This is a genomic window from Allobosea sp. TAF32, assembly GCF_052113585.1.
In the GTDB taxonomy this organism is placed as follows: domain Bacteria; phylum Pseudomonadota; class Alphaproteobacteria; order Rhizobiales; family Beijerinckiaceae; genus Allobosea.
The window spans coordinates 260,360-287,318 of record NZ_JBFRDM010000001.1; the positions used below are offsets into that span (position 1 = coordinate 260,360).

Consider the following 26,959-nt stretch of genomic DNA (forward strand, 5'->3'; position numbering starts at 1 on the left):
GCAACGCCCATGAGCCGCTTCTTTGGCCAGATCCGTCAGGCCGGCTATGTCGTCCCGGATATCGAGGCGGCGATGGACTATTGGAGCCGCGTGCTGGGCGTCGGGCCGTTCTTCTACAATCCGAAGGTTCCGATCAGGAACTACCGCTACAAGGGCGAGGCCTACGAGCCGCACAACTCGGTGGCATTGGCCAATTCCGGCCCGCTCCAGATCGAGCTGATCCAGTGCCGCAACGCCGTGCCGTCCATGTACAAGGACTTCACCGATGCGGGGCTGACCGGCCTGCAGCACGTCGCCTACTGGACCTCGGACTACGACGCCGACATGGAGCGCCTCCTTGCCGAGGGTTTCAAGCCGGTGATGTCAGGCGAGGTCGGCGAACGCGGCCGCTTCGTCTATTTCGACACGCATTACCATCCGGGCACGGTGATCGAGCTCTCGGAGGTCGCCGGACCCAAGGGCGAGATGTTCCGGCTGATCCGCGAGGCCTCGGAGACCTGGGACGGCAAGGACCCCGTCCGGCCCTTCCCGGACCTGAGCAAGCTCACTGCGGCGGCGGCCTGAGATCGCGAAAGCGCCACGTCAGGTCGGGCTTGACCCGACCATCTCAGGACCAGCGCCCTCTGGTCCTGAGATTCTCGGGTCAAGCGCGAGAATGACGCCTTATGAACGGCCTGGATGCGTGCGATGACCGAGAACCGCTTCGAAGCGACCTACCTGATCGAAACCCCGCTCGACCCGGCTGAGGTCGCGGAGGTGATGGCGGGCGAGCAATCCTGCGGCACCTTCGCCCGCGTCGCCGGCGAGACCGACGAACTACGCGAGCGGGCCCGTGCCGTCGTCACGCGGATCGAGGAGCTGGCGCCGGCGACGGAGCCCAGCCTGCCGAATGCCTGGCTCGCCCGAAAGGGCGTCGGCGGGCCATGGCGTCGGGCGCGGATCACTATCTCCTTCCCGGTCGACAATGTCGGCGCCAATCTCGCGACGCTGGCTGCCGTCGTCGCCGGCAATCTCTACGATCTCGGCGAAGTCACGGGCCTGCGGCTCGAAAGCATTTCGCTGCCCTGGTCCTATCGCCAGCGTTTCCCGCTGCCGGCGCAGGGCATTGCCGGCACGCGCCGCCTGACCGGCGTGGCAAAAGGGCCGCTCGTCGGCTCGATCATCAAGCCGAATGTCGGCCTGAGCGCCGCGCAGACGGCCGAGCTCGTCGCAGGCCTCTGCGAGGCGGGGCTGGACTTCATCAAGGATGACGAGATCTCGGCCGATCCGGTGCATGCGCCGCTGGCCGAGCGCATTCCGGCGGTGATGGCGGCCGTGCGCCGGCATCAGGACAAGACCGGCAAGCACGTCATGGTCGCCTTCAACATCACCGACGAGACCGACGCGATGCGCCGCCATGCCGATCTCGTCGCGCGCGAAGGCGGCTCCTGCGTGATGGCGAGCCTGAACTGGTGCGGTTTCTCCGCGATCGAGAGCCTGCGCCGCTCGACCGATCTTGCCCTGCACGGGCATCGCAACGGTTATGGCGCCCTCTCGCGCCACCCGCTGCTCGGCATCGGCTTCCAGGCCTATCAGGTGCTGTGGCGGCTGGCTGGCGTCGATCATATGCATGTCCATGGCCTGAAGGGGAAATTCGCGCAGGAGGACGAGGAGGTCGTGACCTCCGCCAGGGATTGCGTGACGCCGTTGACGGAAGGAGCCGACGACCGGGTGATGCCCGCCTTCTCCTCCGGGCAATGGGCCGGCACCGCGCAACCGACCTGGGACGCGATCGGCCATGATGACCTGCTGTTCATGGCCGGCGGCGGCATCCTCGCCCATCCTGGCGGGCCAAAGGCCGGCGTCGCCAGCATCCGGCAGGCGTGGGCGGCGGTCGCCGACGGCATGCCGATCGCCGAGGCAGCCCGCGCGCATCCCGAGCTGCAACAGGCACTCGACACCTTCGGCGGCGAGGCGGGTTAGCGCGCCGTGACTGCGAAGCGCACGCCTCTCTATGGCTGGTATGGCGACGATTTCACCGGCTCGACCGATACGCTGGCAACGTTGGCCGAAGGCGGATTTCGGGCCCTGCTTTTCCTAAGCCAGCCGAGCGCCGCACAGCTCGACGCCGCCGGTCCGCTCGACGCGATCGGCATCGCCGGGGCGAGCCGGGCCATGGCGCCGGAGGCGATCGCAGCCGAGCTTGCCGAGATCGGGCGCTTCTTCGCCGAACGCGGCGTCGGGCTGATGCACTACAAATGCTGCTCCACCTTCGACAGCGCGCCCCATATCGGCAGCATCGGCGCGGCGGTTGCGGCGCTGAGACCCTTCTTTCCGAACCCGCTCGTGCCGATCCTCGGCGGTCAACCCAATCTCGGGCGCTTCTGCCTGTTCGGAAACCTGTTCGCGGCTGGCGGCGACGGCACGATCCACCGCATCGACCGGCACCCGACGATGAGCCGCCACCCGGTGACGCCGATGGCGGAGGCCGATCTGCGCCGGCATCTTGCCGCGCAAGGCCTCGACGATGTCGGGCTCGTCGACTTCCGTGCCTATGCGGGCCACTCGGTCGCACAGGCCGATGCTCTCTCCAACGGAAACGCGGCCGTTCTCTTCGATGTCGCCGCCGAAGCCGACCTCGCGGCGATCGGCGGATTGCTTGCGACTTCGCTGGAGAATGGGCCGATGCTGGCCGTGGGCGCCAGCTCGGTTGCACGCGCCTTCGCGGCCGGGCATCCAAGGGCGTTCGCCGCCGCGCTGGCCGACGAGACCCATCAGCGCCACGGCGGGCCCTTGCTTGCCCTCGTCGGTAGTCTGTCGCCGGTGACCCGCGCTCAGGTTGAAACCGCCAGAGGCTATACGATGCTTCCTGTTCGGCCGGAACGGCTGCTCTCGGACGAAGCCTATGGCGCCCAGTTGCAGGCAGCGACCCTTTCCGAGCTTGCCCAAGGTGACGTGATGCTGGTGACCGAGCAGCCGGAGGGCGCGCCCGCATCAGCCGCTAAAGTGGCGGGCGCGACCGGGCGCCTGCTTGCCGCGATCATGGCCGAGGCGCGCCTTAGCCGGCTCGTCGTAGCCGGTGGCGACACCTCGACCATGGCTATCCGCGCCCTGCCTCTCTGGGGCCTGTCCTATCGCGGACCATGCGTGCCCGGCGCCCCGTTCTGCCGCGCCCATTCCGAAGATCCGCGTCTCGACGGGCTCGATATCGTGCTGAAAGGCGGACAGATGGGTCCGCCCGGCTTCTTCAACGACGAGGTCCGCGCCTAACTCGGCAAGCAGCCATCGGTTCCGGCACCGCAGACCAGCGCGCAGACTTTCTCGCCGCCGGTAAGCGCGACCCGTCCGGACTGCAGCGCCGCCAGCGCGGCTGCGCCCGACAGGTCGGCTGCGATGCCGAATTCGAACCAGAGCGACTTCGCCGCCTGTTCCATCTCGGCATCGGTGATCAGCACGATCTCGTCGACATTGCGGGCCACCGCCTCATAGATCGCCTGATCCGTCTGGCGGCAGGACATGGTGGCGACGCGTGTCTCCAGCCGGTCGAGCGCGACCAAGCGCCCGGCGGCGAGGCAGGCATGCAGAGTTGGGGAGCCCACAGGCTCGATGCCGATGATCCGCGTCTGTGGGCGCAAAGCCTTCACCGCCGTCGAGAGGCCAGTGATCAAACCGCCGCCGCCGATGGCGACGAGGATGATGTCCACGTCCGGCATGTCGTCGAGGATATCGAGGCCGAGCGTGCCCTGCCCCGCCACAACGACGGGATCGCTGAACGGATGAGCATAGGTCGCGCCGGTCTTTGCTGAATGGGCGAGTGCAGCCGCATTCGCATCGTCCCAGATCGCGCCGACGATATGGACGTCCGCGCCCCAGTCGCGCAGCTTGGCGATCTTGTCGGGCGCCGCGTTGGACGGCAGGAAGATCGTCGCGGGCACGCCGAGCACATGGGCCGAGCGGGCAATGGCGAGGCCGTGATTGCCGCCCGATGCGGTGACGACGCCGCGCGCGAGCTCATCCTTCGACAGCGTCAGGAGCCGGTTCATCGCGCCGCGCGCCTTGAAGGAGCCGGCGGCCTGCAGCAATTCGAGCTTCAGCGTGACGTCGCCGCCGAAATCGCCGCCGCGCGTCTTCGCATAGGGCAGCATCGGGGTTTTCCGGATGTGGGGCGCGATGCGCTCACGGGCGGCGCGGATCTCGTCGAGCGCGATCATCACAGGGTTCCGCGATAGGGCGCCGCGACGATCAGGCAGCAATTGCCCGGCTTCACGCGGCCGGGTTGGCGACGGCCATAAAGGATGCCGTCGGCGGCGTAGTGCAGCGTCTCGGGCGGGCGCGCCGGGTCCCAGGTGCAGTGGATGCGGCCGGCCGGTTCGCCGGCGCTGACCTTGGTGCCATTGGCGTGGAAGGGCTCGAAGATGCCGTCCGCCGTCGCATAGACGTAAGCGGAGATGCCGGGCAGTTCGAGGATCTGGCCGTCGCCGCGCTTCGGCTCAGGCTTCTCCCTGACGACGACGCCGAGATGGTCGAGCACATTGGCGACGCCGCGCCGGCAGACCGAAAGCGCTTCGAGCGAGACCGTGCCGGCGCCGGCCATCTCCGTGCCGACCGTGACGAGCCCGGCCCGGCAGGCGGCGGCGGTCGCCGTACGGGGCTCGCCGAGATTGCTGATGACGACGGTCATCGGTGCGTCGAAGGCCTGCACGGCGGCGACGTTGCGCTTGTGCAGCGCCGGGTCATCAGTCGGCTCGACGATGGCGCTCGGGATGATGTCGAGCGAGGAGCCGCCCGAATGCAGGTCGAGGAAGGCGTCGCCGATCGGCAGGATATGGTCGCTGACGAAGGCCGAGATCTGCTGGGTGATGGTGCCGCGCGGATCGCCCGGGAAGGTGCGGTTGAAGTTCAGCCCGTCGACCGGCGAGGTGCGTTGACCGGCCATGACGGCATGGACATTGTTCGCCGGCATCAGGATGAGGCGGCCCTGGACGCGGCCGGGATCGAGATCGCGGATCAGATCGCAGATCGTGATCGGGCCCTCGTATTCGTCGCCATGGTTTCCGCCCTCCATGATCACGGTCGGGCCGGCGCCGTTCTTGATCACGGCGATCGGCACGCGCGTCGCGCCCCAGGCATCGTCATGCGGCGAGTGCGGGATCATCAGGAAGCCGGTCTGCTTGCCCTCCCGGTCGAGATCGACGGTGAGGAAGGCGCTGGAGGGGCGCGGGTTCGGCTTGGGGCGGGAGCTGGTCATGGCGGGCTCGATGGGACGTGGCTTGGGAGCCCTCTCCGGCAAAGGAAGGGCGAGACGAGCCGTCATGCTCGGGCTTGCCCCGAGCATCTCCGGCAGAAGAAGGCTCCCGACCAGCGCCTTCTGGTCAGGAGATTCTCGGGTCTGCGCTACGCTTCGCCCGAGAATGACGGATGTGGCTCCGACTAGAGCGTCGGCAGCGGGTCCATCGGCATATCCAGATACTTGCGATGGAGCCGGTCCAGCTCGCCGTTCATGGAATTGAAGAAGATGAAGCCGTCGAGCCAGCGCACGAGATTATGCTGGTCCATCTGCACGCCCATATGCGCCGGGCTGCGGCGGATGACGAATTTCCGCTCGAACTCCTTGTTCGGGTTCTGCTTGGCGAGCGCCTGCGCCACGATCGAGTTCGTGGCGAGCAGATCGGCCTGGCCGGTGATATAGGCCGCCGCTGCCGTGGCATCGTCCTCGGTCCGCATCAGGCTGGCCTTGGGCGCCGCTGCCGAGATGGCGAGCTCCTGCGTCGTGCCCTTGGCGGCGGCGACACGCGCGGAGCCGATCGTCTCCGGGCTGCTCACCGTCGAATTCTTGGCGCCGTAGACCGCCAGGAAGGTGTTGGCGTAGGGCGCCGTGAACTGGATCTGCCGGGCGCGCTCAGGGGTCAGGCCCATCACCGAGATGACGATGTCGACCTTGTCGGTCATCAGGAATGGGATGCGGTTGGCGCCGGTGATCTGCTGCATCTCCAGCTTCACACCGAGACCTTTGGCGACCATTTCGGCCATCTCGATGTCGAAGCCGATCGGCTTGCGGTCGGCATCCTGGGCGCCGAAGGGCGGCGCGTCGAGCGGTACACCGATGCGCACCACGCCCTTGGACAGGATGTCCTGAAGCTTGTCGGCCTTGGCCTCCGCCGCACCGAAGGCTGCGACCGCCAGGGCGGCTAAACCTGCGAACAATGAACGCATCGTCTTTTCTCCCCTCGTTGATGTCGGTTTTTGGTTCCGCCTCAGTGCAGGACAGCGCTGAGGAAGGTCTGGAGTTCCGGCGTCTTCGGCTCAGCCAGCACGGCAGCGGCCGGGCCCTGCTCGTGGATACGCCCCTCATGCATGAAGACGACGCGCGAGCCGAAGCGGCGGGCGAAACCCATTTCATGCGTCACCAGGATCATGGTCATGCCTTCCTGCGCGACGGATTCGAGGACCTTGAGCACCTCGCCGGTCAGTTCGGGATCGAGGGCGGAGGTGACCTCGTCGAACAGCATCAGCTTCGGCCGCATGGCGAGCGAGCGAGCGATGGCGACGCGCTGCTGCTGGCCGCCGGAAAGCTGCGAGGGATAGGCGTCGAGCTTGTCGGCAAGACCGACACGGGCAAGCACCTCGCGCGCCACCTCGCGGGCGGCCTGCGGCGCCTGCTTCTTCACCACCCGTGGCGCCAAGGTGATGTTGTCGCAGACCGAGAGATGCGGGAACAGGTTGAAGCTCTGGAAGACGATGCCGACCTCCTGGCGCAGCTTGCGCAGATTGGTCTTGGGATCGTTGACTTGCGTGCCGTCGACACGGATGACGCCGGCCTGCACCGGCTCCAGCCCGTTGATGCAGCGGAGCATCGTGCTCTTGCCCGAGCCGGAGCGGCCGATCACGGCGATGATCTCGCCCTTGGCGACGTCGAGCGTCACATCCTTCAGCACCTGGACGGCACCGTAACTCTTGTTGATCCCATGGATTTCAACGAGCGACATCGAGCTTCCGCTCGATCGAGCGGCTCCATTGCGTGAGGGGGAAGCACATCGCGAAATAGATCGCGGCGACGGTGATGTAGACGGCGAAGGGCTTGTAGGTGCCGGCCGCCGTGAGCTGTCCTTCGCGGGTGATCTCGACAAAGCCGATCACCGCGGCGAGCGAGGTGTTCTTGATCAGCTGGACGAGGAAACCGACCGTCGGCGGGATCGCCACCCGGACCGATTGCGGCACGATGATGTAGCGCAGCTGCTCCCAGAGCGAGAGCCCGAGCGAGGCACCGGCCTCCCACTGCGTCTTCGCAATCGAGACCAGTGCGCCGCGCCAGATCTCACCCAGGAAGGCGCTGCCATAGACCGAAAAGGCGGTCGCGGCGGCAATCCACGGATTGACCGAGATGCCGATCAGCGGCAAGCCGAAGAAGATCACGAACAGCCAGACCAGCAGCGGCGTGCCCTGGACGATGTGGATATAGGCCGCCGAAACCCAGCGCAGCGGCGCGAAGGGCAGGATGCGGGCGATGGCGATGAGGATGCCGATCAGCGAGGCGCCGATGAAGGCGGTGACGGTGAGCGCCAGCGTCCAGCGCGCCGCCGCGATCAGATACATCACATCGATGAGGCCGAATTCGCGGATCATCGCCTGACGAACGCCCAGTAGTAGATGCCCGCGAACAGGCCGCGGAAGGCAATCGCGAGCCCGAGATAGAGCACGCCGATGACGGTGTAGACCTCGAAGTCGCGGAAGGTGCGCGACTGCACGATCGAGGCCGCATGGAAGAGGTCCTCGACCGAGATCTGCGAGACGACGCTGGTCGCCAGCATCAGCAGCACGAACTGGCTGGCGAGCGCCGGGAACATCGCCTTCAGCGCCGGAAACATCACGACATAGCGGAAAACCTGCAGGCCGGAGAGACCGAGCGAATGGCCGGCTTCGACCTGCGCCTTGGGCACGGCCTCGAGCCCGGCGCGGACGATCTCGGTGGTATAGGCGCCGAGATTGACGACGAGCGCGATGATCGCGGCGGTGAAACCGTCGAGCCTCAGGCCGAAGCTGGGCAGGCCGAAGAAGATCAGGAAGAGCTGCACCAGCAGCGGCGTGTTGCGGATGATTTCGACATAGCTGCCGACGATCCGGCGCAGCCAGGCCGGGCCATAGACGCGGGCCGCCGCGCAGGCGATGCCGATGACGAGGCCGCCGATCATCGCCGCCGCCGAGAGGAGCAGCGTGACCCAGACGCCGGCGAGGATCGATTCCCAGGCCGCGAAAACATCGCGGAACTGCAGGCCATATTTCATGCCCGGCCGCCTTGCGGCTGTCTCGCAGCGTTGTTCGAACGCGCGATATGATCAGGCCACCGCACCATCCGCCTCCCCTTTACGAGGAGGCTAGGTTCGTTTCTTATTTGATGTCAAGCTTCATATATGAAACAGGAAGATATGAGCGACCTGCCCGACTCCGAGAACGGAGACAAAAGTTCCTACGCGGCGCCCGCGCTGGAGAAGGGGCTCGACATCCTCGAGCTCCTCGCCGAGGCGGGCGAGCCGCTCTCGACGCGTGAGATCGCCGAGCGCCTCGCCCGCTCGAAAAGCGAGATCTTCCGCATGGTCTTCGTGCTGCAGCAGCGCGGCTATCTCGCCCGCGAGGCCGGCACCGACCGCCTCGCCCTGTCACGCCGATTGTTCGACCTCGGCATCCGCACGCCGGGCGGGCGCCAGCTCACCTCGATCGTACTGCCGCTGATGGAGCGCTTCAGCGAGGATAGCGGGCAGGCCGCGCATCTCGTCGTGCTGAGCCGGGCGCAGACCGTGGTGCTCGCGACCACCTCCGGCCATCTCGACGCCAGCGTCATCGTGCGGCCGGGCTATGGAAGGCCGGCGCTCGACGCGAATTCGGGCCTGCTTATCCTCGCCTTCCAGAGCGAGACGCGGCGCCGGCAATTGATGAAGGAGGCCTCCGAGGCCGACCGCGACAAGCTGGAGAGCGACGAGACCAATCGCACCCTCGCGGAAATCCGCGCCACCGGACATCGCGTCGCGCCGAGCCGCGACATCATGGCGGTGACCGACATCGCCTGCCCGGTGATCGGCCCGAGCGGTCATGCCGAAGCGGCGATCCTCGTGCCCTGCCTGCAGCGGCACGGCATCGCGACCGATGAAGCGGCGATCCTGCTCGCGCTCAAGGCCTCCTGCCGGGAGGCGGGTTCGCAGCTCTCGCTCTGAGAAAGTCCCAATCGAGAACGCCGTTGCGACCAGCGCGAGAGGCCTTGACGGTCGCAGTCTTCGGGTGATCCCCTCCTGCCGAAACAATGGGCTTCGCGTGGCTGTCGACAGCACCGATTCCCGGTCGCCGCAGTTCAAACCATCAGGAGATCGTCATGGAGATCATGCGCGCGGGCTCGCGCCCATCCGGAAAAGGACCGGCCGACTGGTTCACCGGATCGGTCCGGATCGACCCGCTCTTCAATCCGCATGCGCCGGAGCGCGTGCAGGGCGCGAGCGTCACCTTCGAGCCGGGGGCGCGGACGGCCTGGCATACGCATCCCCTCGGCCAGACGCTGATCGTCGTCAGCGGGGTCGGCCGGGTGCAGCGCTGGGGCGGTCCGATCGAGGAGATCCGGCCCGGCGACGTTGTCTGGTTCCCGCCCGGCGAAAAGCACTGGCACGGCGCGGCGCCTTCGACCGGGATGACCCATATCGCCGTTCAGGAAGCCGAGAACGGCAAGGTCGTGGAGTGGCTGGAGCAGGTCTCCGACGACCAGTATGGCGGCTGATGGCCGGCATAGTGGGGCGAAACGATGAAGCCTGAGCTCTCCAGCCTCCTGCGCGAGGCCCGCCACGTTCTGCTCGACACTCCGACGCCGCTTCAGCGGCTGCACCGTTTCGAGGAGAAGCTCGCGCGGCCCGGCATCTACGCCAAGCGCGATGATCTGATGCCAATCGCGCTCGGCGGCAACAAGCTGCGGAGCCTTGAATACTGGCTGGGGGACGCGCTGCGGCAGAAGGCCGATATCCTCCTAGTAGGCGGCGGCGCCAGCTCCAATCTCTGCCGTCTGACGGCCGCGGCGGCTTCGCTCGTCGGGCTCGACTGCCTCGTCCTGCACAATGCGGCCGACACGCAGGAGAACCGCCAGGCCTCCTTCCTCAACCGGCTGTTCGGCGCGGAGTTGCGCTTCCTCGGACCGGTCGATGAAAGCCAGCGCAACGCGGCGCTTGCAGCGGCCGCCGCAGAACTCGCCCGGCAGGGCCGGACGCCCTACATCGTCGGCGATCCCGTGCTGGGCGCGATGGGTTATGTTCGGGCCGCCTTCGAGCTGCATGAGCAGTCGCAAGGTGAAGAAGCCCCGATCAAGCATGTCTTTCTTGCCGGCTCGATGGGGCCGACCGAGGCTGGCTTCCTCTTCGGCAACGCCCTGCTGGGGCACCCCTTCCGCATCCATCTCGTCAGCGTCGAGTATGCGCTGACGGAGCTGGCGGGGCGTGTCCGGGCGATCTACGAGGGCCTGCGGGAGCGGACGGGGCTCGACGTCGACTCGCTGGAGGCCGCGCCCCTGCATTATCACATGGGCTATCTCGGCGACGGCTGGGGCGCCCCGACTCCGGCCTCGGAAGCGGCCATCCTGAGCTTCGCGCGCACCGAGGGCATCCTGATCGAACATGTCTACACCGCGAAGACCTGCGCCTGCTTCCTCGAGCGGGTTGCCGATGGAGGGATTGCCGGCGGCGAGCCCGCTTGCGTGCTCCATACCGGCGGCACCGCCGCGCTCTTCTCGCAATTCAGCCTGTTCCGGACGCTGACCTAACGTCGTATCGCTTGACGGGCTTCGGCGCCGCTCTATGGTGCCGCTCGATCGAGGTTCTCCGGGTCACGCCCGGAGCTAAGAGGGAATTCGGTGAGGCGCTTCCCGCGCCAATGCCGAGGCTGCCCCCGCAACTGTAAGCGGCGAGCCCTCCGTCCATCGTCCACTGGCGCCCTGCGCCGGGAAGGCCGGGCGGATCAGGCGTCGACCCGTGAGCCAGGAGACCTGCCGCGATCGCAAGGCGTCTTTCGGGCGGGGTGTTCCGGAGGGGTGCGCGTCGGCGGCCGGCTCCAGAGCTGCGCCTTCCGGCCGTATCCATCGAAGCTCCCCCGCCTCATCTCGGGGAGCGATGAATTCCATGTCCATGATCTTCGGCCGGGCCGCCGCAAGGGCCGCGACACGCTTGACGCGTCCACGTCGTGCGACCTATGAGAAATGCAACATTGTTACATCTTGTGAACATCGCGCCGAAACCGCCCGGTTTCGCCGACGCGGTGCCCGCGTCAGCCCGGTTGCCCCCATGCGTCCCGCCTTTTCGCTGCTGCCCACCCTTTTCGCCGCCGCAGCCGGCCTTGTCCTGTTCGCCGCGCCGGTCGCCGCAGCGCCGACGCAATACCCGCTGACGCTGGAGAATTGCCGGGAGACCATCACCTTCAACGCACCGCCCAAGCGCGTGGTCGCGATCGGCCAGACCCAGACAGAGATTCTCTACGCGCTCGGCCTCGGAGACCGGGTGGTCGGCACCGCCGTCTGGTTCTCGCCGGTGGCCAAGCCCTATGAGGCCGTCAACGCCAAGGTGAAGCGCCTCGCCGACAATGATCCGAGCTTCGAGGCGGTGGTCGGGCAGGAGCCCGATCTCGTCACCGCGATGTTCGAATGGCATGTCGGGCCGAACGGCATCGTCGGCAAGCGCGACCAGTTCCACAAGGTGAAGGTGCCGACCTATGTCTCGCCGACCGATTGCGTCGGCAAGGACAATTCAGGCCCGGGTGACGGCGTGCGCACGCAGATGTTCTCGATGGAGCTGGTCTATCGCAACATCCGCGAGTTCGGGCAGATCTTCGATGTTTCCGACCGCGCAGAGAAGCTTGTCGCCGAACTGAAGGCGCGCGAGGACAAGGCGGTCGAGTCCGTCGCGAAGCTGAAAGCGCAGGATGTGCCCGTCGTCGTCTGGTTCTCCAGCAAGGACATCAAGGGCGACGGCTTCATGGCCGGTAGGAACGGCGTGCCCGCCTATATCCTGTCCAAGCTCGGGGCGCGCAACATCATCACCACCAATGAGGAATGGCCGCTGGTCGGCTGGGAGAGCATCGCCGCCGCCAACCCGGCCGTAATCGTCACCGTGAAGATGGACCGCCGCCGCTTCCCGGCTGATGACATCGAAAAGAAGCTCGCATTCCTGAAGACCGACCCCGTTGCCAGCAAGCTCGACGCGGTGACGAACAACCGCGTCGTGATCATCGACGTGGGCGCGACCCGCGCGGGGCTCGACACGGTCGATGGGATCGAGACGCTCGCCAAGGCGATCGCCAGCTTCGGCCTCACCCCTTGAGCCACGCCGCCCACGGCCCGAATTGGCCGGCGCGGATCGGCATCGCGCTCCTCTCGCTGGTGGCGCTTACCGTCTCGGTGGCGCTGGCGGTGACGATCGGCGAGATGGCGATCCCGTTCGATGTCGCGCTCAAGGCGCTCGGCAACGGATTGTTCGATCTCGGCCTGCCGGTCGGCGCGATCCAGCAGGGCGTCATCTTCGACTACCGCCTGAGCCGGGCGCTGATGGCGGGGCTATGCGGCGGGGCGCTGGCGCTTTCCGGCGTGATCCTGCAGGCGCTGCTGCGCAACCCGCTGGCCGAGCCCTATATCCTCGGCATCTCGGCCGGCGCCTCCACCGGCGCCGTCGCGGTGCTGATCCTCGGGGTCGGCATCGGCGGCATGGCGGTCAGCCTGTCGACCGGCGCCTTCATCGGCGCCTGCGCGGCGCTTGCCGTCGTCGCGCTGCTAGCGGCGGGGGCCGGCGGCGCGAGCGACCGCGTCATCCTGGCCGGCGTCGCCGCCTCGCAGCTTTTCAACGCCGCGACCGCAACCATCGTGACGACGCTCGCCAGCGCCGAGCAGGCGCGCGGCGTGATGTTCTGGCTGCTGGGCAATTTCGGCGGGGTGCGCTGGCCGGATCTGTGGATCGCGACCCCGGTTGCGCTGATCGGCTTCGGCATCTGCATGCTGCACGCCAAGGCGCTCGATGCCTTCGCGTTCGGCGCCGACGCCGCCGCCTCACTGGGCGTGGCGGTAATGCGCGTGAGGATCGTCCTGTTCGCAACGACCGCCGTGATGACCGCCGCGATGGTCAGCATCGTCGGCACGATCGGCTTCGTCGGCCTCGTCATCCCCCATGCCGCGCGCTTCCTCGTCGGCTCGGGCCATGCCCGGCTGCTGCCGGCCAGCCTCGTCATCGGCGCGATCTTCATGATCCTCGCCGATATCCTCTCGCGCGTGCTGGTGCCGCAGCAGATCCTGCCGATCGGCGTGGTCACCGCGTTGTTCGGCGCACCGGCCTTCGCGCTGATCCTCTACCGCGCCCGGAAGCCCGCATGACGCTCGCGACCCAAGATGTGCGCTGGGGCGCAGCCGGACGGATGATCGTCGACGGCGTGACGCTTCATGCCGCTCCCGGCCGCATCCTCGGCTTGATCGGCCCCAACGGCTCGGGCAAATCGAGCCTGCTCCGGCTGCTCTGCCGATTGCGCAACGTGGCGAGCGGCGTCGTGACGCTCGACGCGCGCGACATCGCCGCCGTGCCACGCCGCGAACTGGCGCGCCGGCTTGCCTTCGTCGAGCAGCAGGCGACGACCGAGGTCCAGCTCTCGGTCTGCGACGTCGTGCGCCTCGGCCGCACGCCGCATCGCGCCGCGCTCGCCTCCTGGGCCGCTGCGGACGAGGCCGCCGTCAACGCGGCGCTCGCCCGCGTCGGGCTCGCCGAGAGGCACGAGCAGCTCTGGCACACGCTATCGGGCGGGGAGCGCCAGCGCGTCCACATCGCCCGGGCGCTGGCGCAGGAGCCGAGCGAGCTCATCCTCGACGAGCCGACCAACCATCTCGACATCCAGCACCAACTCTCTATTCTGACGCTGATCCGGCGGCTCGGCATCACCTGCATCGTCGCGCTGCACGATCTCAACCTCGCCGCGCTGTTCTGCGACGAGATCGCGCTGCTGCATCACGGGCGCCTGCTGGTTGCGGGCGCTCCGGAATCTGTGCTGACGGAGGAGACGATCCGCGAAGTCTTCGGTGTCGCCGTGGCGATCCGGCCGGGCACCGCCGGACGCCGCCATATCGAGTATCTGGTCGATCTGGAGCGTGACGAAGCGGGCGCGTGACGGCCGGCACCAATGTGCCGCAGGTCTTGCACCCCGCTCACGAGCCGGAGGTCTTGTCTCCGGGATGCACAGCCTCTTCGGCGTAGCGCGCGACCAGCTGCTTCTGGATCTCCGTCTCCGGCCCCGAGCCGGCGGCGGCGATGGCTGCGACCGCGTCGGCACCACTCAGGCCGAGCGCAACCAGGATACAGGTCGCGACCATGCCGGTCCGGCCGATGCCGGCGGCGCAGTGAACAAACAGCTGCCTGCCCGCTTCGAGATCGCGAGCAGCCTGTTCGGCGAGAGCCTTCAGGCCGCCGCCATCATCGGGAACGCCGAAATCGCCGATCGGGAAGCATGTGACGGGGATGCCGAGGTCGGACTGCCGCGCGGCGTAGTCCGGCGCCTTCAACTCGATCTCCTCGAAGGGCGTCAGGCAGATGATGCGGGCGATGCCTCGCCGGGCCAGATCGGCCAGATCGTCCACCAGCGGCCGCAGCCGGCCCGGCATCGGCCCAAGCCAGAGGGCGCCGGCGATCGCCGCCGGCAGGTCGACGCGTCGCATGAAACCCGTTCGGGCGCTGATCATCGCAGCCTCCCCTGCTTATCGCTCAGGCGAGCAGCGCCTTCGCCTGAACAGCCATGACCTTCTCCTCATTAGCCGGGATCACCAGAACCTTGAAATCGCCGAGGAAGGTGAGGCGATCGAGGATCGCGCTACGGACCGGCGCGGCATGTTCGCCGATGCCGCCGGTGAAGATGAGGCCATCGATGCCGCCCATCGCCGCCGCCATCGCCGCGCTGAACTGCGCGACCTTCAGCGTGAAATAATCGAGGGCGAAGCGCGCGCGGGGATCGTCGCTGTTCAGCAGCGTCTCGACGTCGTTGGAGAGGCCGGAGAGGCCGAGCAGGCCGGAGCGCTCATAGAGCGCGTTCGAAACCTCCCCCGCATTCATGCCCAGGCTCTGGAACATGTAGAGCACCGCTCCGGCGTCGAGCGCGCCGCAGCGCGTGCCCATCGGCAACCCGTCGAGCGTCGTCATCCCCATCGTCGTATCGATGCTGCGCCCGCCCCGGATGGCACAGAGGCTTGCGCCATTGCCGAGATGGGCAGCAACGACGCGGCCGGCATGGAGGTCGGGATGCCGCTCGGCCAGCACGATCTCCAGCCATTGATAGGAGAGGCCGTGGAAGCCGTAGCGGCGGATGCCCTTGTCGCGCAGTCCCTGCTCCAGCGCGAATTCATGGGTGAGCGCATCGTGCCGCGCGTGGAAGGCGGTATCGAAGCAGGCGACGTTGGGGACGTCGGCCATTAGGCGCCGGGCGGCCGCCACCGCGGCGAGATTGTGCGGCTGATGCAGCGGCGCCAGCGGCGAGAGCGCCTCCAGCGCGGCGAAGATCTCGGGCGTCAGCACGACCGGATCGGCATAACGTTCGCCACCATGGACGATGCGGTGGGCAACCGCCTTCATGCTCCAGCCATCGTCGTGGCGGTCGACAAAGGCGAGGACGGCGGAGAGCGCCGTATCGTGGTCGCAGGCCTGCGGCAGCGCGATGCGCTCGCGCGGGCCGTCCGCGAGGCCTGCATCCATGGCCGGCTCCGGCTCGCCGAGACGCACCGCCTTGCCGCGCGCGAGCACGCTAAGGTCGTCGCTGCGGAAAACCTGAAATTTCAGGCTGGATGAGCCGGCGTTGAGGACGAGGATGGTATCGATCACCTGAGCCGCCCCGTGCGCCGCGCATCAGCCAGAAGAACCGCCAGGACGCAGGAGAGTAGGCGCGCCCGCAGATTGTCGGCCCGGCTCGTCAGGATGATCGGCACACGCGCGCCAAGCACGATCCCGGCCGCATCGGCGCCGCCGAGGAAGGTGAGCTGTTTGGCCAGCATGTTGCCGGCCTCGATCTCGGGCACGAGCAGGATGTCGGCATGGCCGGCAACGGCCGAGACGATGCCCTTCTCCTTCGCCGCTTCCGCGCTGATGGCGTTATCGAAGGCGAGCGGCCCGTCGACGATGGCGTCGGTGATCTGGCCTCGATCAGCCATCTTCGAAAGCGCGGCAGCATCGAGCGTCGCTGTCATGCGCGGGTTCACGGTCTCGACGGCCGCCAGCACCGCGACCTTGGGCAACTCGTCGATGCCGTTCAGCGCGACATGCCAGAGATTGACGGCGTTCTGGACGATGTCCGCCTTGGCGGCGAGATCGGGCGAGATGTTGACCGCGGCGTCGGTGATGATGAAGGGCTTGGGATAGCTCTCGATGTGCATCACGAAGGCATGGGAGATTCGCCGCTCGGTCCGCAGGCCGGAATCGGCGTGCACGACCGCGCCCAGCAGTTCGTCGGTGTGCAGCGAACCCTTCATCAGCGCCTCGAGCTCGCCGGCGGCGGCCAGCGATACCGCCTTCGCCGCCGCCTGATGGCTGTGCTCGGTATCGATGACCTGCCAGGGCGAGATGTCGATGCCGGCCTCCTGCGCGGCGGCATGGATGCGCGCGGCCGGACCGATCAGCACGGGATCGATGAGCTGCTCAGCCACGGCGTCGGCCACCGCCTCGATCACATTGGCCTTGACGGGATGCACCACCCCGGTCCGCACCGCCGGGAGATCCTCGCAACGGCCTAGCGCGAGGCGGAAATATTCGGTGGAGGTTAGCGTCGTCATGGCGCCTCTCTAGCTCTGCGCGGCGATCCAGCGGGCGATGCCGGGCCAGGTTTCGCCAAGCGTCTTGCGGCCCATGAACAGGCCGATATGGCCGCCGGGCACCAACTTCTTCTCGATCTTCTTCTTCGGCGTGCCGACGAGGTCCTCCGCCGCAAAGACCTGCTCGCTGGTGGTGATGTCGTCCCCGGCGCCAGCCAGGAGATAGACCGGGCAGGTCACGTCCTTCAGGCTCAGGCGCCGGCCCAGCCCGACGAACTCGCCCTTGGCGAAGCGGTTGTCCTTGAAGATCTGCTCGATGGCCTGGAGGTAGTAGACGCCGGGCAGGTCGAGCGGGTTCTCGTACCAGGCCGCGAAGGTCTCGGTCCGGTCGAGATAGTTCTTGTCGGCGATGTTCTGGTAGAGCCGGACGTACTTGTCGACGTAGTGCTCGTCGGGATGCATGTTCTTCCAGCCCGCCAGCATGAAGCGCCCCGGCATCAGGCCCCGCCCCGTCCGGACCATGGCGCGATAGCTCTTCAGCGGCATGGTCTTCGCCATGCGCTTGATCGGCCCGTCGCCGGCATCGGCGTCGATCGGCGCGCCGGCCAGCACCAGCGACTTGACCTTGCCCGGGAAGCGGGAGGCCAGCATCGCGCTCAGCCAGCCGCCCTGGCAGAGGCCGACCAGATGCACGACGCCACCGAGATCGTCGATCGCGGCGTTGAGCTCGGCCAGATAGGTGTCGATGCTGAAATAGCGCATCTCCTGCGTCGCCGGCTTCCAGTCGGTGACGAGGACGTGTTCGAGGCCGTTCGCGAGCAGCGTCTCGACGAGGCTCTGCCCCTTGTCGTAGTCGGCGATGGTCGCGCTGTGCCCGGCATAGGGGGCGTCGACCAGCACGGGAATACCATCCGAGCCGGCCTTGCCGAATTCGCGCAAGGACATCGTCGGCAGGTCGAGGCGGACGGTGTGTGGCGTCGCCCAGCCCGGCGGCGGCGGCCGGGTGATCTTCACTGCTTCGGAGAGGAAATCGAGATTGCGCTCCGTCAAGCGCAAGGCGGCGTCGACGGGCCAGAACCAGGGCAGGCTGAGCTCGTCGGCTCCGTTCGCCGGCTGGGAAGACGTCTTTATCGCGCTTCGGCTCGTCGCCATGGTCGAAACATCCGTTTTCTCGATCACATTCGGAAGGTAGGCAGCCGATCTTGCCGAGGCAACCGCGACAGCCTTGCGACAGGTCAAAGCCCTTCCGCGATTCGCGGCGCCGGAGCGGCCTCCGCAGTCGGGCGCCGCGCCATAGGGCCTACTAGCGTGCGCAGGGCGTTGAGGATGACGGCGATGTCGATGCCCTGCTGCAGGAACGCGCCGACCACGGGCGGAATGTAGCCGAAGGCGGCGAAGATCATGGCGATCCCGGACAGGCCGAGGCCGACGACGATGCTCTGCTGCGCGATCGCCCGCGTCCGCTGCGCGATCACGACCGCTTCCGCGACCCGGTCGATCCTGTCGACGAGGATCACCACGTCGGCCGCTTCGGAGGAGGCCGTCGCACCGCGGGCGCCCATCGCCACACCGACATCGGCGGCGGCCAGCGCGGGTGCGTCGTTCAAGCCGTCGCCGACCATCATCGTCGGCTGACGAGCCTTCTCCGCCGCGATGGCAGCGACCTTCTCGGCGGGGCTGCACTCGGCCTTGACGTCGTCGATAGCGAGGTGAGCGGCAACCTCCGCCGCCGTGCCGGCATCGTCGCCCGTCACCATCAGGATGCGATTGACCCCGGCACCATGCAGGCGATCCAGCGTCTCGCGCGCGTCGGGCCGCACCGCATCCGCCATGGCGAGAAAGCCGGCGAATTGCCCGTCGATGGTGACAAAGACGGCAAGAGCGGCAGCACCGTCGAGGCCCGCTTGCGCCGTCCGCGCCCAACCCGGGAGCGGCTCGTCTCCCAGGACGAGATTGCGCGAGCCGGCGCGGACATGCCTGCCGTCCACGATGCCTTCCAGACCCGAGCCCCGATATTCCCGCACCTCGGTTGGCTGCGACAGCGGCCGCGCCTTCTGGCGCGCCAGCGCGACCAGGGTCTCGGCGAGCACATGATGCGAGGCCTGCTCGAGCGAAGCCACGAGACGGAGGATCTCGGCCGCTTCGACATCTGGCGCGGCCTCCAGCGCCACCAGCCGGGCTCCGCCCTCGGTCAGTGTACCCGTCTTGTCGAAGATCGCCGTGCGGACTTGCCCGAGCGCCTCGATGGCCGAGCTGCCCTTCATCAGGATGCCGGCACGGGCAGCGCGCGAGACGCCGCCGATGAAGGCGACCGGCGCCGCGAGGATCAGCGGGCAGGGCGTGGCGACGACGAGCACGGCGAGGGCGCGGATCGGATCGCCCGACAGCCACCAGGCGAGGCCGGCGACGACCAGGGTCGCCGGCAGCAGCAGCAGCGCGAAGCGATCGGCCATGCGGATGAAGGGGGCCTTCGCTGTCTGCGCCGCCTCAACCATGCGGACGATACCGGCATAGGTGCTCTCACGCGCCGGCGCCGAAGCGCGGTAGCGGAACGCCTCGCCGGCGTTGACTGTGCCACTGCGCAGCGCCTCGCCCTTCGCCTTCGCCTCCGGCAGCGGCTCGCCGGTGACCGCGGATTCGTCAAGCCGGGCCTCGGCATCGAGAAGCTCGCCATCCACCGGCAGCATCTCGCCCGCCCGCACCAGCAGCTCGTCGCCAACCGCCACCTCCTCCGCAGCGATATCGACGAGCCCGTCCGCGTCCTGCCGGTGGGCGATGCGCGGTGTCCGGTCGCGCAGCGACCTGAGTTCGCGCTCCGCCTTGCCGCGCGCATAGTCCTCGAGCAGGTTGCCGCCGGAATACATCATGGCGACGACCGCGCCGGCTAGCGGCTCGCCCATCGCGATCGACGCGATCATCGCGACGAGCGCGATCGCATCCACGCCGAGCCGCCCGGCCAGCATGTCGCGGAGCATCGAGACCGCCAGCGCAACCGCCACGGGGATGGTGACCGCCGTCCAGATCAAGTCCGGCGACCATGCGCTGCTGACACGGCCTGCGATCAATCCAGCGATGGCACCGGCCAAGGCGATGGCGAACAGGCTCAGATGGACGACCATCTCACGCATCGGCGCTGCTCCCGTTCCGCCTCTGCCCGCCGCGCCTCAAGCGAAAATCACCTTGCGGAACCGGGCGAGCGCGAAGGCGAAATAGGCCGCGCCGATCGCAATGATCTTGGCAATCTCCGGCCAGACCACGTCGAACCCCGCGCCGCGATAGAGCACGCCTTGCGAGAAGGATACGAAATGCGGCGTCGGGCTGAAGATCTGCATGATCCACTGCAGCCAGACCGGCATGCTCTCCATCGGGGTCGTCGCGCCGGACAGAAGCTGCGTGACCACGAAGACCGGAATCGCGAGCAGGCCGAACTGCCCCATCGTCGTCGCCACGGTGCCGAGCAGGATGCCGAGCGCTGCGACGGAAAAGGCATAGATTGCGGTTCCCAGCACGAAGAGCGGGATCGAGCCGGCGATCGGGACGCCCAAGGCCAATTCGACGATGAGGACGAGAGAGGCGACCGCGGCCACCAGGATGACCAGGGCGTTCGCGACCATCTTGGCAAGCATGATCTCGATCGGAGTGACCGGCATTACCAGGAGATGCTCGACCGTTCCCTGCTCGCGCTCGCGGATCAGCGCCGCGCCGGTCAGGATGATGGTCAGCAGCGTGACGTTGTTGAGCACCTGCATCACCGAGCTGAACCAGCCGGAATCGAGATTGGGGTTGAAGCGCGCCCGCACCACGAGATTGATCGGCAGCGTGGTCGTCGTCTCGCGCCCGGCCTGCCGGTTCGCGATCTCCTGCGCGATGATCTGCTGGATATAGACCGCGCCATTGCCAGCCTGACTCATCGCAGTGGCATCTATGTTGAGCTGCAGCGTCGCGGCTCGCCCCGCCTGCAGGTCGGCCTGGAACTTCGGTGGAATCTCGAGCACGAAAACGAGGCGGCCGGAATTCATCTCGGCATCGATCTCGTTGGCGGCGATGCGCTTCGAGACCTTGAAGAGCGGGGGGTTGAAGGCGCCGAGCAGCGTGCGCGAGAATTCCGACTGGTCCTCGTCGACGATGCCGATCGTCAGGTCCCGAGCCTCGAGCGTCACGCCGGTCGCGACCGTGTAGACGGCGATGCTGAAGGCATAGACCACCAGCACCAACATGATCGGGTCTGCCCGCAGGCTGCGCAGTTCCTTCACCACGAGGCGCAGGATGTTCTGGAGGTGTATGACGAGCGCGGCCATCTCAAGCCTCCTGCTTGCGCAGGCCGAGCTGAGCGACCGCGAGGAAGAGCAGGAAGAAGAAGCCGAGCATCAAGAGATTGGGCCAGAGTTCACTCGGCCCCAACCCCTTGGTGAAGACACCGACGCTGACCGGCTGATACCAGGCCGGGGGCAGGCTCATGCCGATGAGACGGCCACCGCCCGAAAGCGAAGCGACCGGCACCATCAGGCCGGAGAAATTGACCGCCGGAATGATCGACAGGATCGCGGTGGCAAAAACAGCCGAGACCTGCGTGCGCGTGAAGCTGGAGATGAGCTGGCCGAAGCCGGTCGTGGCGGAGACGTAGAGCAGGGTCGCGAGCCACAGCACCCAGGCCGAGCCCTTGATCGGCACCGCGAAGACGGTCAGCGCGATAATGACGAGCATGACGAAGCTGGCCATCGCCACGGCGATGTAGGGCAGCTGCTTGCCGAACAGGAATTCGAATTGGCTGATCGGGGTCGAGCGGAAATTGGCGATCGAGCCGGTTTCCTTCTCGCGGACGACGCCGATCGCCGACATGATCGCCGGGATGAGGATCAGCATCAGCATGATCACGCTCGGCACCATCGCATTGGCGCTCTTGAAATCCTGATTGTAGCGGAAGCGGGTCTCGATCGTGACGGGCGACGGCACATGGCTCGACGCGGCCTGGGCGGCCACGAAGCCCTGCGCGTATTGCGTCGCCAGCCCGGTGACGTAGCCGCGCGTCGTCTCGGCCCGGAACGGCATGGCGCCGTCGAGCCAGACCGAGAGCTCARGCGTCCGGTCGGCCATCAGGTCGCGGCCGAAGGAGGGCGGGATCTCGATCGCGAGCTGCAGCTCGCCGCTTCTCAGGCGCTGGTCCAGCTCGGCTGCGGAGCGGATCGGCGGCTGCTCGCTAAAGTAGCGCGAGCTGGAGAAGGCCTCGACCAGCTGCCGGCTCTCCATCGAGTTGTCCTGATCATAGGCCGCGAATTTCAGGTTCTCGACATCTAAGGAAATGCCGAAGCCGAAGGCCAGCATCAGCAGCACCGGCCCGAGAAAGGCGAAGCTCAGCCGGATCGGATCCCGCAGCAGCTCCATCGTCTCGCGCCGGGTGCAGGCCCAGAGCCGGCGCGGATCGAAGCGGCGGGCCGGCCGCGCGGGCTGCGCGGCGGCGGCCGGGATGGCCGTAGCTTCCACCGGCACGTCCTCGATGCCGGCCGCCTCTTTGAGATAGACGATGAAGGCCTCTTCCAGCGTGTCGACGCCGCGTTTCTGCACCAGCTCTTCCGGTGTGCCGACCGCCAGAACCTTGCCCGCATGCATGAAGGAGATGCGGTCGCAGCGCTCCGCCTCGTTCATGAAATGGGTCGAGAGGAAGATGGTGACGCCGTCGTCGCGAGAGAGGTCGATCAGCGTGCGCCAGAAGGCGTCGCGCGCGATCGGGTCGACGCCCGAAGTCGGCTCGTCGAGGATCAGCATCGCCGGGCGATGCAGGACGGCGACAGCGAGCTGGAGGCGCTGGCGGATACCGAGCGGGAGGCTGTCGGGCCGCTCGTCGGCGACGGTCTCGAGGTCGAAGCGGGTCAGGAGCTCCGCGATGCGGCCGGGAATCTCTGCCGATGGCAGATGATAGAGCTCGGCATGCAGCAGCAGATTCTGCCGCACCGTGAGCTCGCTGTAGAGCGAGAAGGCCTGGGACATGTAGCCGACATTGCGCCGCGTCTCCATGTCGTCGGCGGCGAGCGGCTGGCCGAACAGCTTCGCGGTGCCCTCGGTCGCCGGCAACAGGCCGGTCAGCATCTTCATCGTCGTCGACTTGCCGCAGCCGTTCGAGCCGAGGAAGCCGAAGATCTCGCCGCGGCCGATGCGGAAGCTGACATGGTCGACGGCGACGAAATCGCCGAAGCGGCGCGTCAGCCCCTCGGCCTCGATCGCAGGGGTCGCATCATCGCTCACGACCCGCGGCCGGAGCACGACCTCGCGGTGCTGCGCCCGCTTGGCTTCGGGCAGCAGGGCAACGAAGGCTGCTTCCAGCGTCGACTGCCCAGCCTTGCGGCGCAGCTCTGCGGGCGTTCCGGTGGCGATCGCCTTGCCGTCATCCATCGCCACGAGCCAGTCGAAGCGTTCGGCCTCCTCCATATAGGCGGTGGCGACGATGACGCTCATGCTGGGCCGGCGGGCGCGGATCGTATCGATCAGATCCCAAAACTGGCCGCGCGAGAGCGGATCGACGCCGGTCGTCGGCTCGTCCAGGACGAGCAGGTCGGGATCGTGGATGAGCGCGCAGCAGAGGCTGAGCTTCTGCTTCATGCCGCCGGAGAGCTTGGCGGCAGGGCGGCCCTCGAAGGGATCCAGCCCCGTCGCCGTGAGCAGTTCATCGATGCGCTGGCGACGCTCGGCCGCGTCCTGCCCGAAGAGCCGCGCATGGAAGTCGATATTCTCGAAGACGGACAGCGTCGGATAGAGATTCCGGCCCAAACCCTGCGGCATATAGGCGATGCGCCCGCGCCGTGCCTCGCGTTCGGCCTTGACGCCGAGATCGCCGCCGAGCGCGTGCACGCTGCCCTGCTGGATCGCTCGCACGCCGGCGACGAGTGCCAGCAGGGTCGACTTGCCGACGCCGTCCGGCCCGATCACGCCGATCATGCGGCCAGCGGGGATATCGAGCGTCAGCGCATCAAGGGCGGTCACCTTGCCGTAGCGGTGCGTGACGCCCGCGAGGCTGGCGGCAGGCACGACCTCCGTCATGGCAGCTTCACAGCGAGCGAGTCGGGCCATTTCGCGGAGGGAGAGGTGCGAACGAAGCCGAGGCCGCGCACGCCGGTCTTCACCTGCCGGTGGTATTTGGCGAGCAGATCCTTGTCGACCTGAAGTTTAGCGCGGAAGACCAGCTTCTCGCGCTCCTCGGCAGTCTCGACGGCCTTCGGCGTGAACTGGGCGTCGGCCGCGACGAAGCTGACCGTCGCCGGGATGACGTATTGCGGCACGGGATCGAGAATGATGCGGGCCTCGTCGCCCAGGGCGAGCTGACCGGCCTGCGCCGCCGGCAGGTAGATCGTCATGTAGACATCAGACAGGTCGAGGATGGTGATGACGCGCGTGCCGGCCGAGACCACCTCGCCGGTCCGGGCCAGTTGGTACTGGACGCGCCCGCTCCGCGGCGCGAGGAGCACGAGATCGACCAGGATCGCCCTGATCTGCTCGGCATCGGCCTCGGACGCGTGGATCGCGAACTGAGCCTGGTCGCGCTGCGCCTGGGCGGCTCGCAAGGCCGCGTCGGTGGCATCGGCCTTGGCCGAACGCTGGTCGAAGACCTGCTTGCTGAGATAGCCCTTCTCGACCAGCTCCTTGCCGCGATCGGCATCAGTCCTGGCAAGGATCTGATCGCTCTTGCGCTGGGCGATCAGGGCTTCCGCCTCGGCAAGCGCCTGGCGTGCCCGCAGCACCTGCGCCTGCGCGGCCCGCAGCTGCGCCTCGTATTCCGGCGAGGCGATCCGGGCGATCACCTGACCGGCCGTGACCTCGTCACCTTCCTTGACCGTGACCTCCGCCAGGCGGCCGGCATATTTCGAGGCGACATCGACCTGCGTCGCCTCGATGCGCCCGTTGGTCTTGACGATCCCTTCCGGCATCGTGTCGCCGCGCAATCTTTCGATCAGCGCCTTCAGCCGCGACTGCGCCTGCGCGGAAGGCGGCGATAGCAGAAGCACAGTGAAGGCAACTGCGGCGGCTACTCGACAAAATCGCATGGAGCATCTCCAACGGAGCAGGCTTGGAACGTTCAGCTCTGCAGCCTTCATAGCATGCGCGAAGCTGTCCGCGAGGCCCATACTCGCATCACGCCGCTTTCAATTGTGCACCAAAGCGCGGCCAGATGCCGCTGATCCTGCCCGCGACTTGACGCTCAGCCGGCTATTCGAAGAGGTCCGGATGCGCAGCCTCGGTCTTCGGGAGGGCGCGCAGGATCTCGGTGAGATGATGGCGCATCGCGGCCTCGGCCGCCGCGGGGTCGCCTGCATCGATCGCCGCCACGATGCCCCGATGCTGCTCGACCAGCGGCTGCATCGCGCCCGGCCCCGGCAAGGTGAGCTGGCAGACCCTGTCCATATGCGCCTTGATATCCCGGATCGCCTCCCAGGCGAGCGGCATGCCGACGCCTTCCGTCAGCTCGACATGGAAAAGCTCGTCATAGCGCTGGAAGGCAGCATGGTCGTTCCGCGACGCGGCCTTGTCCTGCATCTCCAGGAGATCGGCGATGCGCTGCCGGCTTTGCGCGGAGAAGGACAGGCAGGCCTGCCGGACGATCGCGACCTCCACCGCCTCGCGCACGAAGCGCGCCTCCATCATCTTGCGGACGGAGAACTTGACCACGACCGTGCCGCGCTGCGGCTGCACGTCGACGAGCCGCGTCTTGGCGAGCGCGATCAGCGCCTCGCGCACCGGCTGGCGCGATACGCCGTATTTCAGAGCGATCTCCTGCTCCGAGAGACGCGTGCCGGGCGGCAGATCGAGCGCGATGATCGCCCGGCGCAATTCGGCTTCGACACGGCCAGCCGCCGAAGCGCCCGGATAAGCGGCGGGTGACGCCAGCGAAAGGCTCAAGCCAAAAACCTCCAGGGCCTGTTGCGTACCATACAACTACATACTACCATACAATGACTGTCGCGGCCAAGCTCGGCTCGCAGACAGAAAGCTTACGTTCAACGCGCCACCGAACAAGCCGGGAAACGGCGAGGCGTCTGAACCCAGGGGAGAACGCACCATGACCGCACGCCGCAGTTTCCTTGCCTATACCGCCGCGCTGGCCATCTCGGCCGTTGCGGCGACCTCCGCCCTCGCCCAGAGCGTGACGCTGCGCTCGGCAGACATCCATCCGACCGACTACCCGACCGTCGAAGCGGTCCGCTACATGGGCAAGCTGCTTGAGGAGCGCACCCAGGGCCGCGTCAAGATCAACGTCTTCCACTCCGCCCAGCTCGGTCAGGAGAAGGACACGATCGACCAGACCCGCTTCGGCGTCATCGACATCAACCGCATCAACATGGCGCCGTTCAACAACCTGATCCCGGCGACCAACATCCCATCCCTGCCCTTCATCTTCCGCTCCGTCGACCACATGCGGAAGGCGATGGACGGGCAGATCGGCGACAACCTCCTGAAGGAATTCGAGAAGCACGACCTCATCGGCCTCGCGCTCTACGATTCCGGTTCGCGCTCCTTCTATAACTCCAAGCGCCCGATCAACAGCCCGGCCGATATGAAGGGCATGAAAATCCGCGTCCAGCAGTCCGACATGTTCGTCGCGCTGGTCTCGGCACTCGGCGCCAACGCCACGCCGATGCCCTTCGGCGAAGTTTATTCCGCGCTACAGACCGGCGTGATCGACGGCGCCGAGAACAATTGGCCGTCCTATGAATCGACCCGCCATTTCGAGGTCTCGAAGTTTTATTCGGTGACCGAGCACTCGCTCTCGCCGGAAGCTCTGGTGATGTCGAAAAAGAGCTTCGACAAGTTCAACGCAGCCGATCAGGCGATCATAAAGGCCGCGGCGAAGGAGTCGGTGCTCAAGATGCGCGAACTCTGGGATGCGCGCGAGAAGGCGTCCGAAGCCAAGGTCAAGGCCGGCGGCGCCCAGATCAACCAGGTCGACAAGAAGCCCTTCATCGATGCGATGAAGCCGGTCTACGACAAGTTCGTCACCGACCCGAAGCTCAAGGAGATGGTCGCCGCCATCCAGGCGGTGAACTGAGCCTCGTTCAAGTGGGGCGGCTCGAAACGGCTGCTCCGCTTTCCAAAGCCCTCATCCTGAGGAGCGATCGGAGATCGCGTCTCGAAGGATGATCCAGAGATCGCTGGAACCGTCCTTCGAGAAGCCGCTTCGCGGCTCCTCAGGATGAGGGCTCAGGATGAGAAACCCGC

Annotated in this window: 25 protein-coding genes and 1 riboswitch; of the genes, 10 read left to right on the forward strand and 15 right to left on the reverse strand. The window is 67.1% G+C overall.

What is annotated here, in order from left to right; genetic code table 11:
• The first annotated feature begins 9 nt into the window (after positions 1-9).
• The 3 genes from AB4Z16_RS01115 to AB4Z16_RS01125 all read left to right on the forward strand — a co-directional run bounded on the left by AB4Z16_RS01115 (position 10) and on the right by AB4Z16_RS01125 (position 3,249).
• Positions 10-564, forward strand: coding sequence for a VOC family protein (locus AB4Z16_RS01115; RefSeq protein ID WP_441509478.1), 555 nt, complete (start codon positions 10-12; stop codon positions 562-564).
• Between the two features lie 123 nt (positions 565-687).
• Complete coding sequence (locus AB4Z16_RS01120; RefSeq protein ID WP_441509479.1) at positions 688-1,962, forward strand: ribulose-bisphosphate carboxylase large subunit family protein; 1,275 nt, start codon at positions 688-690, stop codon at positions 1,960-1,962.
• A gap of 6 nt (positions 1,963-1,968) precedes the next feature.
• On the forward strand, positions 1,969-3,249 hold the full coding sequence (locus AB4Z16_RS01125) for a four-carbon acid sugar kinase family protein (RefSeq protein WP_441509480.1): 1,281 nt from the start codon (positions 1,969-1,971) through the stop codon (positions 3,247-3,249).
• On the opposite strand, the gene AB4Z16_RS01130 is transcribed toward AB4Z16_RS01125, so the two are convergent.
• From AB4Z16_RS01130 to AB4Z16_RS01155, 6 genes are all read right to left on the reverse strand, one after another.
• Positions 3,246-4,190 (reverse strand): threonine ammonia-lyase, encoded by a 945-nt coding sequence (locus AB4Z16_RS01130; protein WP_441509481.1) that lies wholly within the window; start codon positions 4,188-4,190, stop codon positions 3,246-3,248. The two genes, AB4Z16_RS01125 and AB4Z16_RS01130, sit on opposite strands and share 4 nt — an antisense overlap.
• A complete protein-coding gene (locus AB4Z16_RS01135) occupies positions 4,190-5,227 on the reverse strand; it encodes a succinylglutamate desuccinylase/aspartoacylase family protein (RefSeq protein ID WP_441509482.1) in 1,038 nt (345 codons plus the stop codon). The genes AB4Z16_RS01130 and AB4Z16_RS01135 overlap by 1 nt, the downstream gene beginning before the upstream one ends.
• 182 nt (positions 5,228-5,409) lie before the next feature.
• Positions 5,410-6,192 (reverse strand): transporter substrate-binding domain-containing protein, encoded by a 783-nt coding sequence (locus AB4Z16_RS01140; protein ID WP_441509483.1) that lies wholly within the window; start codon positions 6,190-6,192, stop codon positions 5,410-5,412.
• 41 nt (positions 6,193-6,233) lie between these two features.
• Complete coding sequence (locus tag AB4Z16_RS01145) at positions 6,234-6,965, reverse strand: amino acid ABC transporter ATP-binding protein (RefSeq protein WP_441509484.1); 732 nt, start codon at positions 6,963-6,965, stop codon at positions 6,234-6,236.
• Entirely contained in the window at positions 6,952-7,602 is a 651-nt protein-coding gene (locus AB4Z16_RS01150; RefSeq protein ID WP_441509485.1) for an amino acid ABC transporter permease, read from the reverse strand. Before AB4Z16_RS01150 ends, AB4Z16_RS01145 begins: the two co-directional genes overlap by 14 nt.
• Entirely contained in the window at positions 7,599-8,261 is a 663-nt protein-coding gene (locus AB4Z16_RS01155) for an amino acid ABC transporter permease (protein ID WP_441509486.1), read from the reverse strand. The genes AB4Z16_RS01150 and AB4Z16_RS01155 overlap by 4 nt, the downstream gene beginning before the upstream one ends.
• Positions 8,262-8,402: 141 nt before the next feature.
• Between AB4Z16_RS01155 and AB4Z16_RS01160 the strand changes: the two genes are divergently transcribed.
• The 6 genes from AB4Z16_RS01160 to AB4Z16_RS01185 all read left to right on the forward strand — a co-directional run bounded on the left by AB4Z16_RS01160 (position 8,403) and on the right by AB4Z16_RS01185 (position 14,136).
• Positions 8,403-9,185 carry an IclR family transcriptional regulator gene (locus tag AB4Z16_RS01160; protein ID WP_441509487.1) on the forward strand — a complete coding sequence of 261 codons (783 nt, stop codon included), beginning with the start codon at positions 8,403-8,405 and terminating at the stop codon, positions 9,183-9,185.
• Between the two features lie 155 nt (positions 9,186-9,340).
• Positions 9,341-9,736 (forward strand): (R)-mandelonitrile lyase, encoded by a 396-nt coding sequence (locus AB4Z16_RS01165; RefSeq protein ID WP_441509488.1) that lies wholly within the window; start codon positions 9,341-9,343, stop codon positions 9,734-9,736.
• Between the two features lie 24 nt (positions 9,737-9,760).
• On the forward strand, positions 9,761-10,765 hold the full coding sequence (locus AB4Z16_RS01170; protein ID WP_441509489.1) for a 1-aminocyclopropane-1-carboxylate deaminase/D-cysteine desulfhydrase: 1,005 nt from the start codon (positions 9,761-9,763) through the stop codon (positions 10,763-10,765).
• 34 nt (positions 10,766-10,799) lie between these two features.
• Positions 10,800-11,009: riboswitch (cobalamin riboswitch) on the forward strand.
• Positions 11,010-11,282: 273 nt separating this feature from the next.
• The gene (locus tag AB4Z16_RS01175; protein WP_441509490.1) at positions 11,283-12,314 is read left to right on the forward strand and encodes an ABC transporter substrate-binding protein; all 1,032 of its coding nucleotides are present in this window, start codon (positions 11,283-11,285) and stop codon (positions 12,312-12,314) included.
• A complete protein-coding gene (locus tag AB4Z16_RS01180) occupies positions 12,311-13,354 on the forward strand; it encodes a FecCD family ABC transporter permease (RefSeq protein ID WP_441509491.1) in 1,044 nt (347 codons plus the stop codon). Before AB4Z16_RS01175 ends, AB4Z16_RS01180 begins: the two co-directional genes overlap by 4 nt.
• On the forward strand, positions 13,351-14,136 hold the full coding sequence (locus tag AB4Z16_RS01185; protein ID WP_441509492.1) for an ABC transporter ATP-binding protein: 786 nt from the start codon (positions 13,351-13,353) through the stop codon (positions 14,134-14,136). The genes AB4Z16_RS01180 and AB4Z16_RS01185 overlap by 4 nt, the downstream gene beginning before the upstream one ends.
• A gap of 37 nt (positions 14,137-14,173) precedes the next feature.
• Here the strand turns inward: AB4Z16_RS01185 and AB4Z16_RS01190 are convergent, their stop codons facing one another.
• From AB4Z16_RS01190 to AB4Z16_RS01230, 9 genes are all read right to left on the reverse strand, one after another.
• Positions 14,174-14,704 (reverse strand): protein-tyrosine phosphatase family protein, encoded by a 531-nt coding sequence (locus AB4Z16_RS01190; RefSeq protein WP_441509493.1) that lies wholly within the window; start codon positions 14,702-14,704, stop codon positions 14,174-14,176.
• Between the two features lie 22 nt (positions 14,705-14,726).
• Complete coding sequence (locus AB4Z16_RS01195) at positions 14,727-15,833, reverse strand: acetate/propionate family kinase (RefSeq protein ID WP_441509494.1); 1,107 nt, start codon at positions 15,831-15,833, stop codon at positions 14,727-14,729.
• On the reverse strand, positions 15,830-16,777 hold the full coding sequence (locus AB4Z16_RS01200; protein ID WP_441509495.1) for a bifunctional enoyl-CoA hydratase/phosphate acetyltransferase: 948 nt from the start codon (positions 16,775-16,777) through the stop codon (positions 15,830-15,832). The genes AB4Z16_RS01195 and AB4Z16_RS01200 overlap by 4 nt, the downstream gene beginning before the upstream one ends.
• Positions 16,778-16,786: 9 nt before the next feature.
• The gene (locus AB4Z16_RS01205; protein ID WP_441509496.1) at positions 16,787-17,908 is read right to left on the reverse strand and encodes an alpha/beta fold hydrolase; all 1,122 of its coding nucleotides are present in this window, start codon (positions 17,906-17,908) and stop codon (positions 16,787-16,789) included.
• Positions 17,909-17,991: 83 nt separating this feature from the next.
• A complete protein-coding gene (locus tag AB4Z16_RS01210; protein ID WP_441509497.1) occupies positions 17,992-19,884 on the reverse strand; it encodes a heavy metal translocating P-type ATPase in 1,893 nt (630 codons plus the stop codon).
• A 36-nt stretch (positions 19,885-19,920) separates the two neighbouring features.
• Positions 19,921-21,054 carry an ABC transporter permease gene (locus AB4Z16_RS01215; protein ID WP_441509498.1) on the reverse strand — a complete coding sequence of 378 codons (1,134 nt, stop codon included), beginning with the start codon at positions 21,052-21,054 and terminating at the stop codon, positions 19,921-19,923.
• A gap of 1 nt (position 21,055) precedes the next feature.
• Complete coding sequence (gene rbbA, locus AB4Z16_RS01220; protein WP_441509499.1) at positions 21,056-23,788, reverse strand: ribosome-associated ATPase/putative transporter RbbA; 2,733 nt, start codon at positions 23,786-23,788, stop codon at positions 21,056-21,058.
• Positions 23,785-24,789, reverse strand: coding sequence for an HlyD family secretion protein (locus AB4Z16_RS01225; protein WP_441509500.1), 1,005 nt, complete (start codon positions 24,787-24,789; stop codon positions 23,785-23,787). Before AB4Z16_RS01225 ends, rbbA begins: the two co-directional genes overlap by 4 nt.
• Before the next feature lie 163 nt (positions 24,790-24,952).
• Positions 24,953-25,642 (reverse strand): GntR family transcriptional regulator, encoded by a 690-nt coding sequence (locus AB4Z16_RS01230; protein ID WP_441509501.1) that lies wholly within the window; start codon positions 25,640-25,642, stop codon positions 24,953-24,955.
• A 160-nt stretch (positions 25,643-25,802) separates the two neighbouring features.
• Between AB4Z16_RS01230 and AB4Z16_RS01235 the strand changes: the two genes are divergently transcribed.
• Complete coding sequence (locus tag AB4Z16_RS01235) at positions 25,803-26,789, forward strand: TRAP transporter substrate-binding protein (RefSeq protein ID WP_441509502.1); 987 nt, start codon at positions 25,803-25,805, stop codon at positions 26,787-26,789.
• The last annotated feature ends 170 nt before the right edge of the window (positions 26,790-26,959 follow it).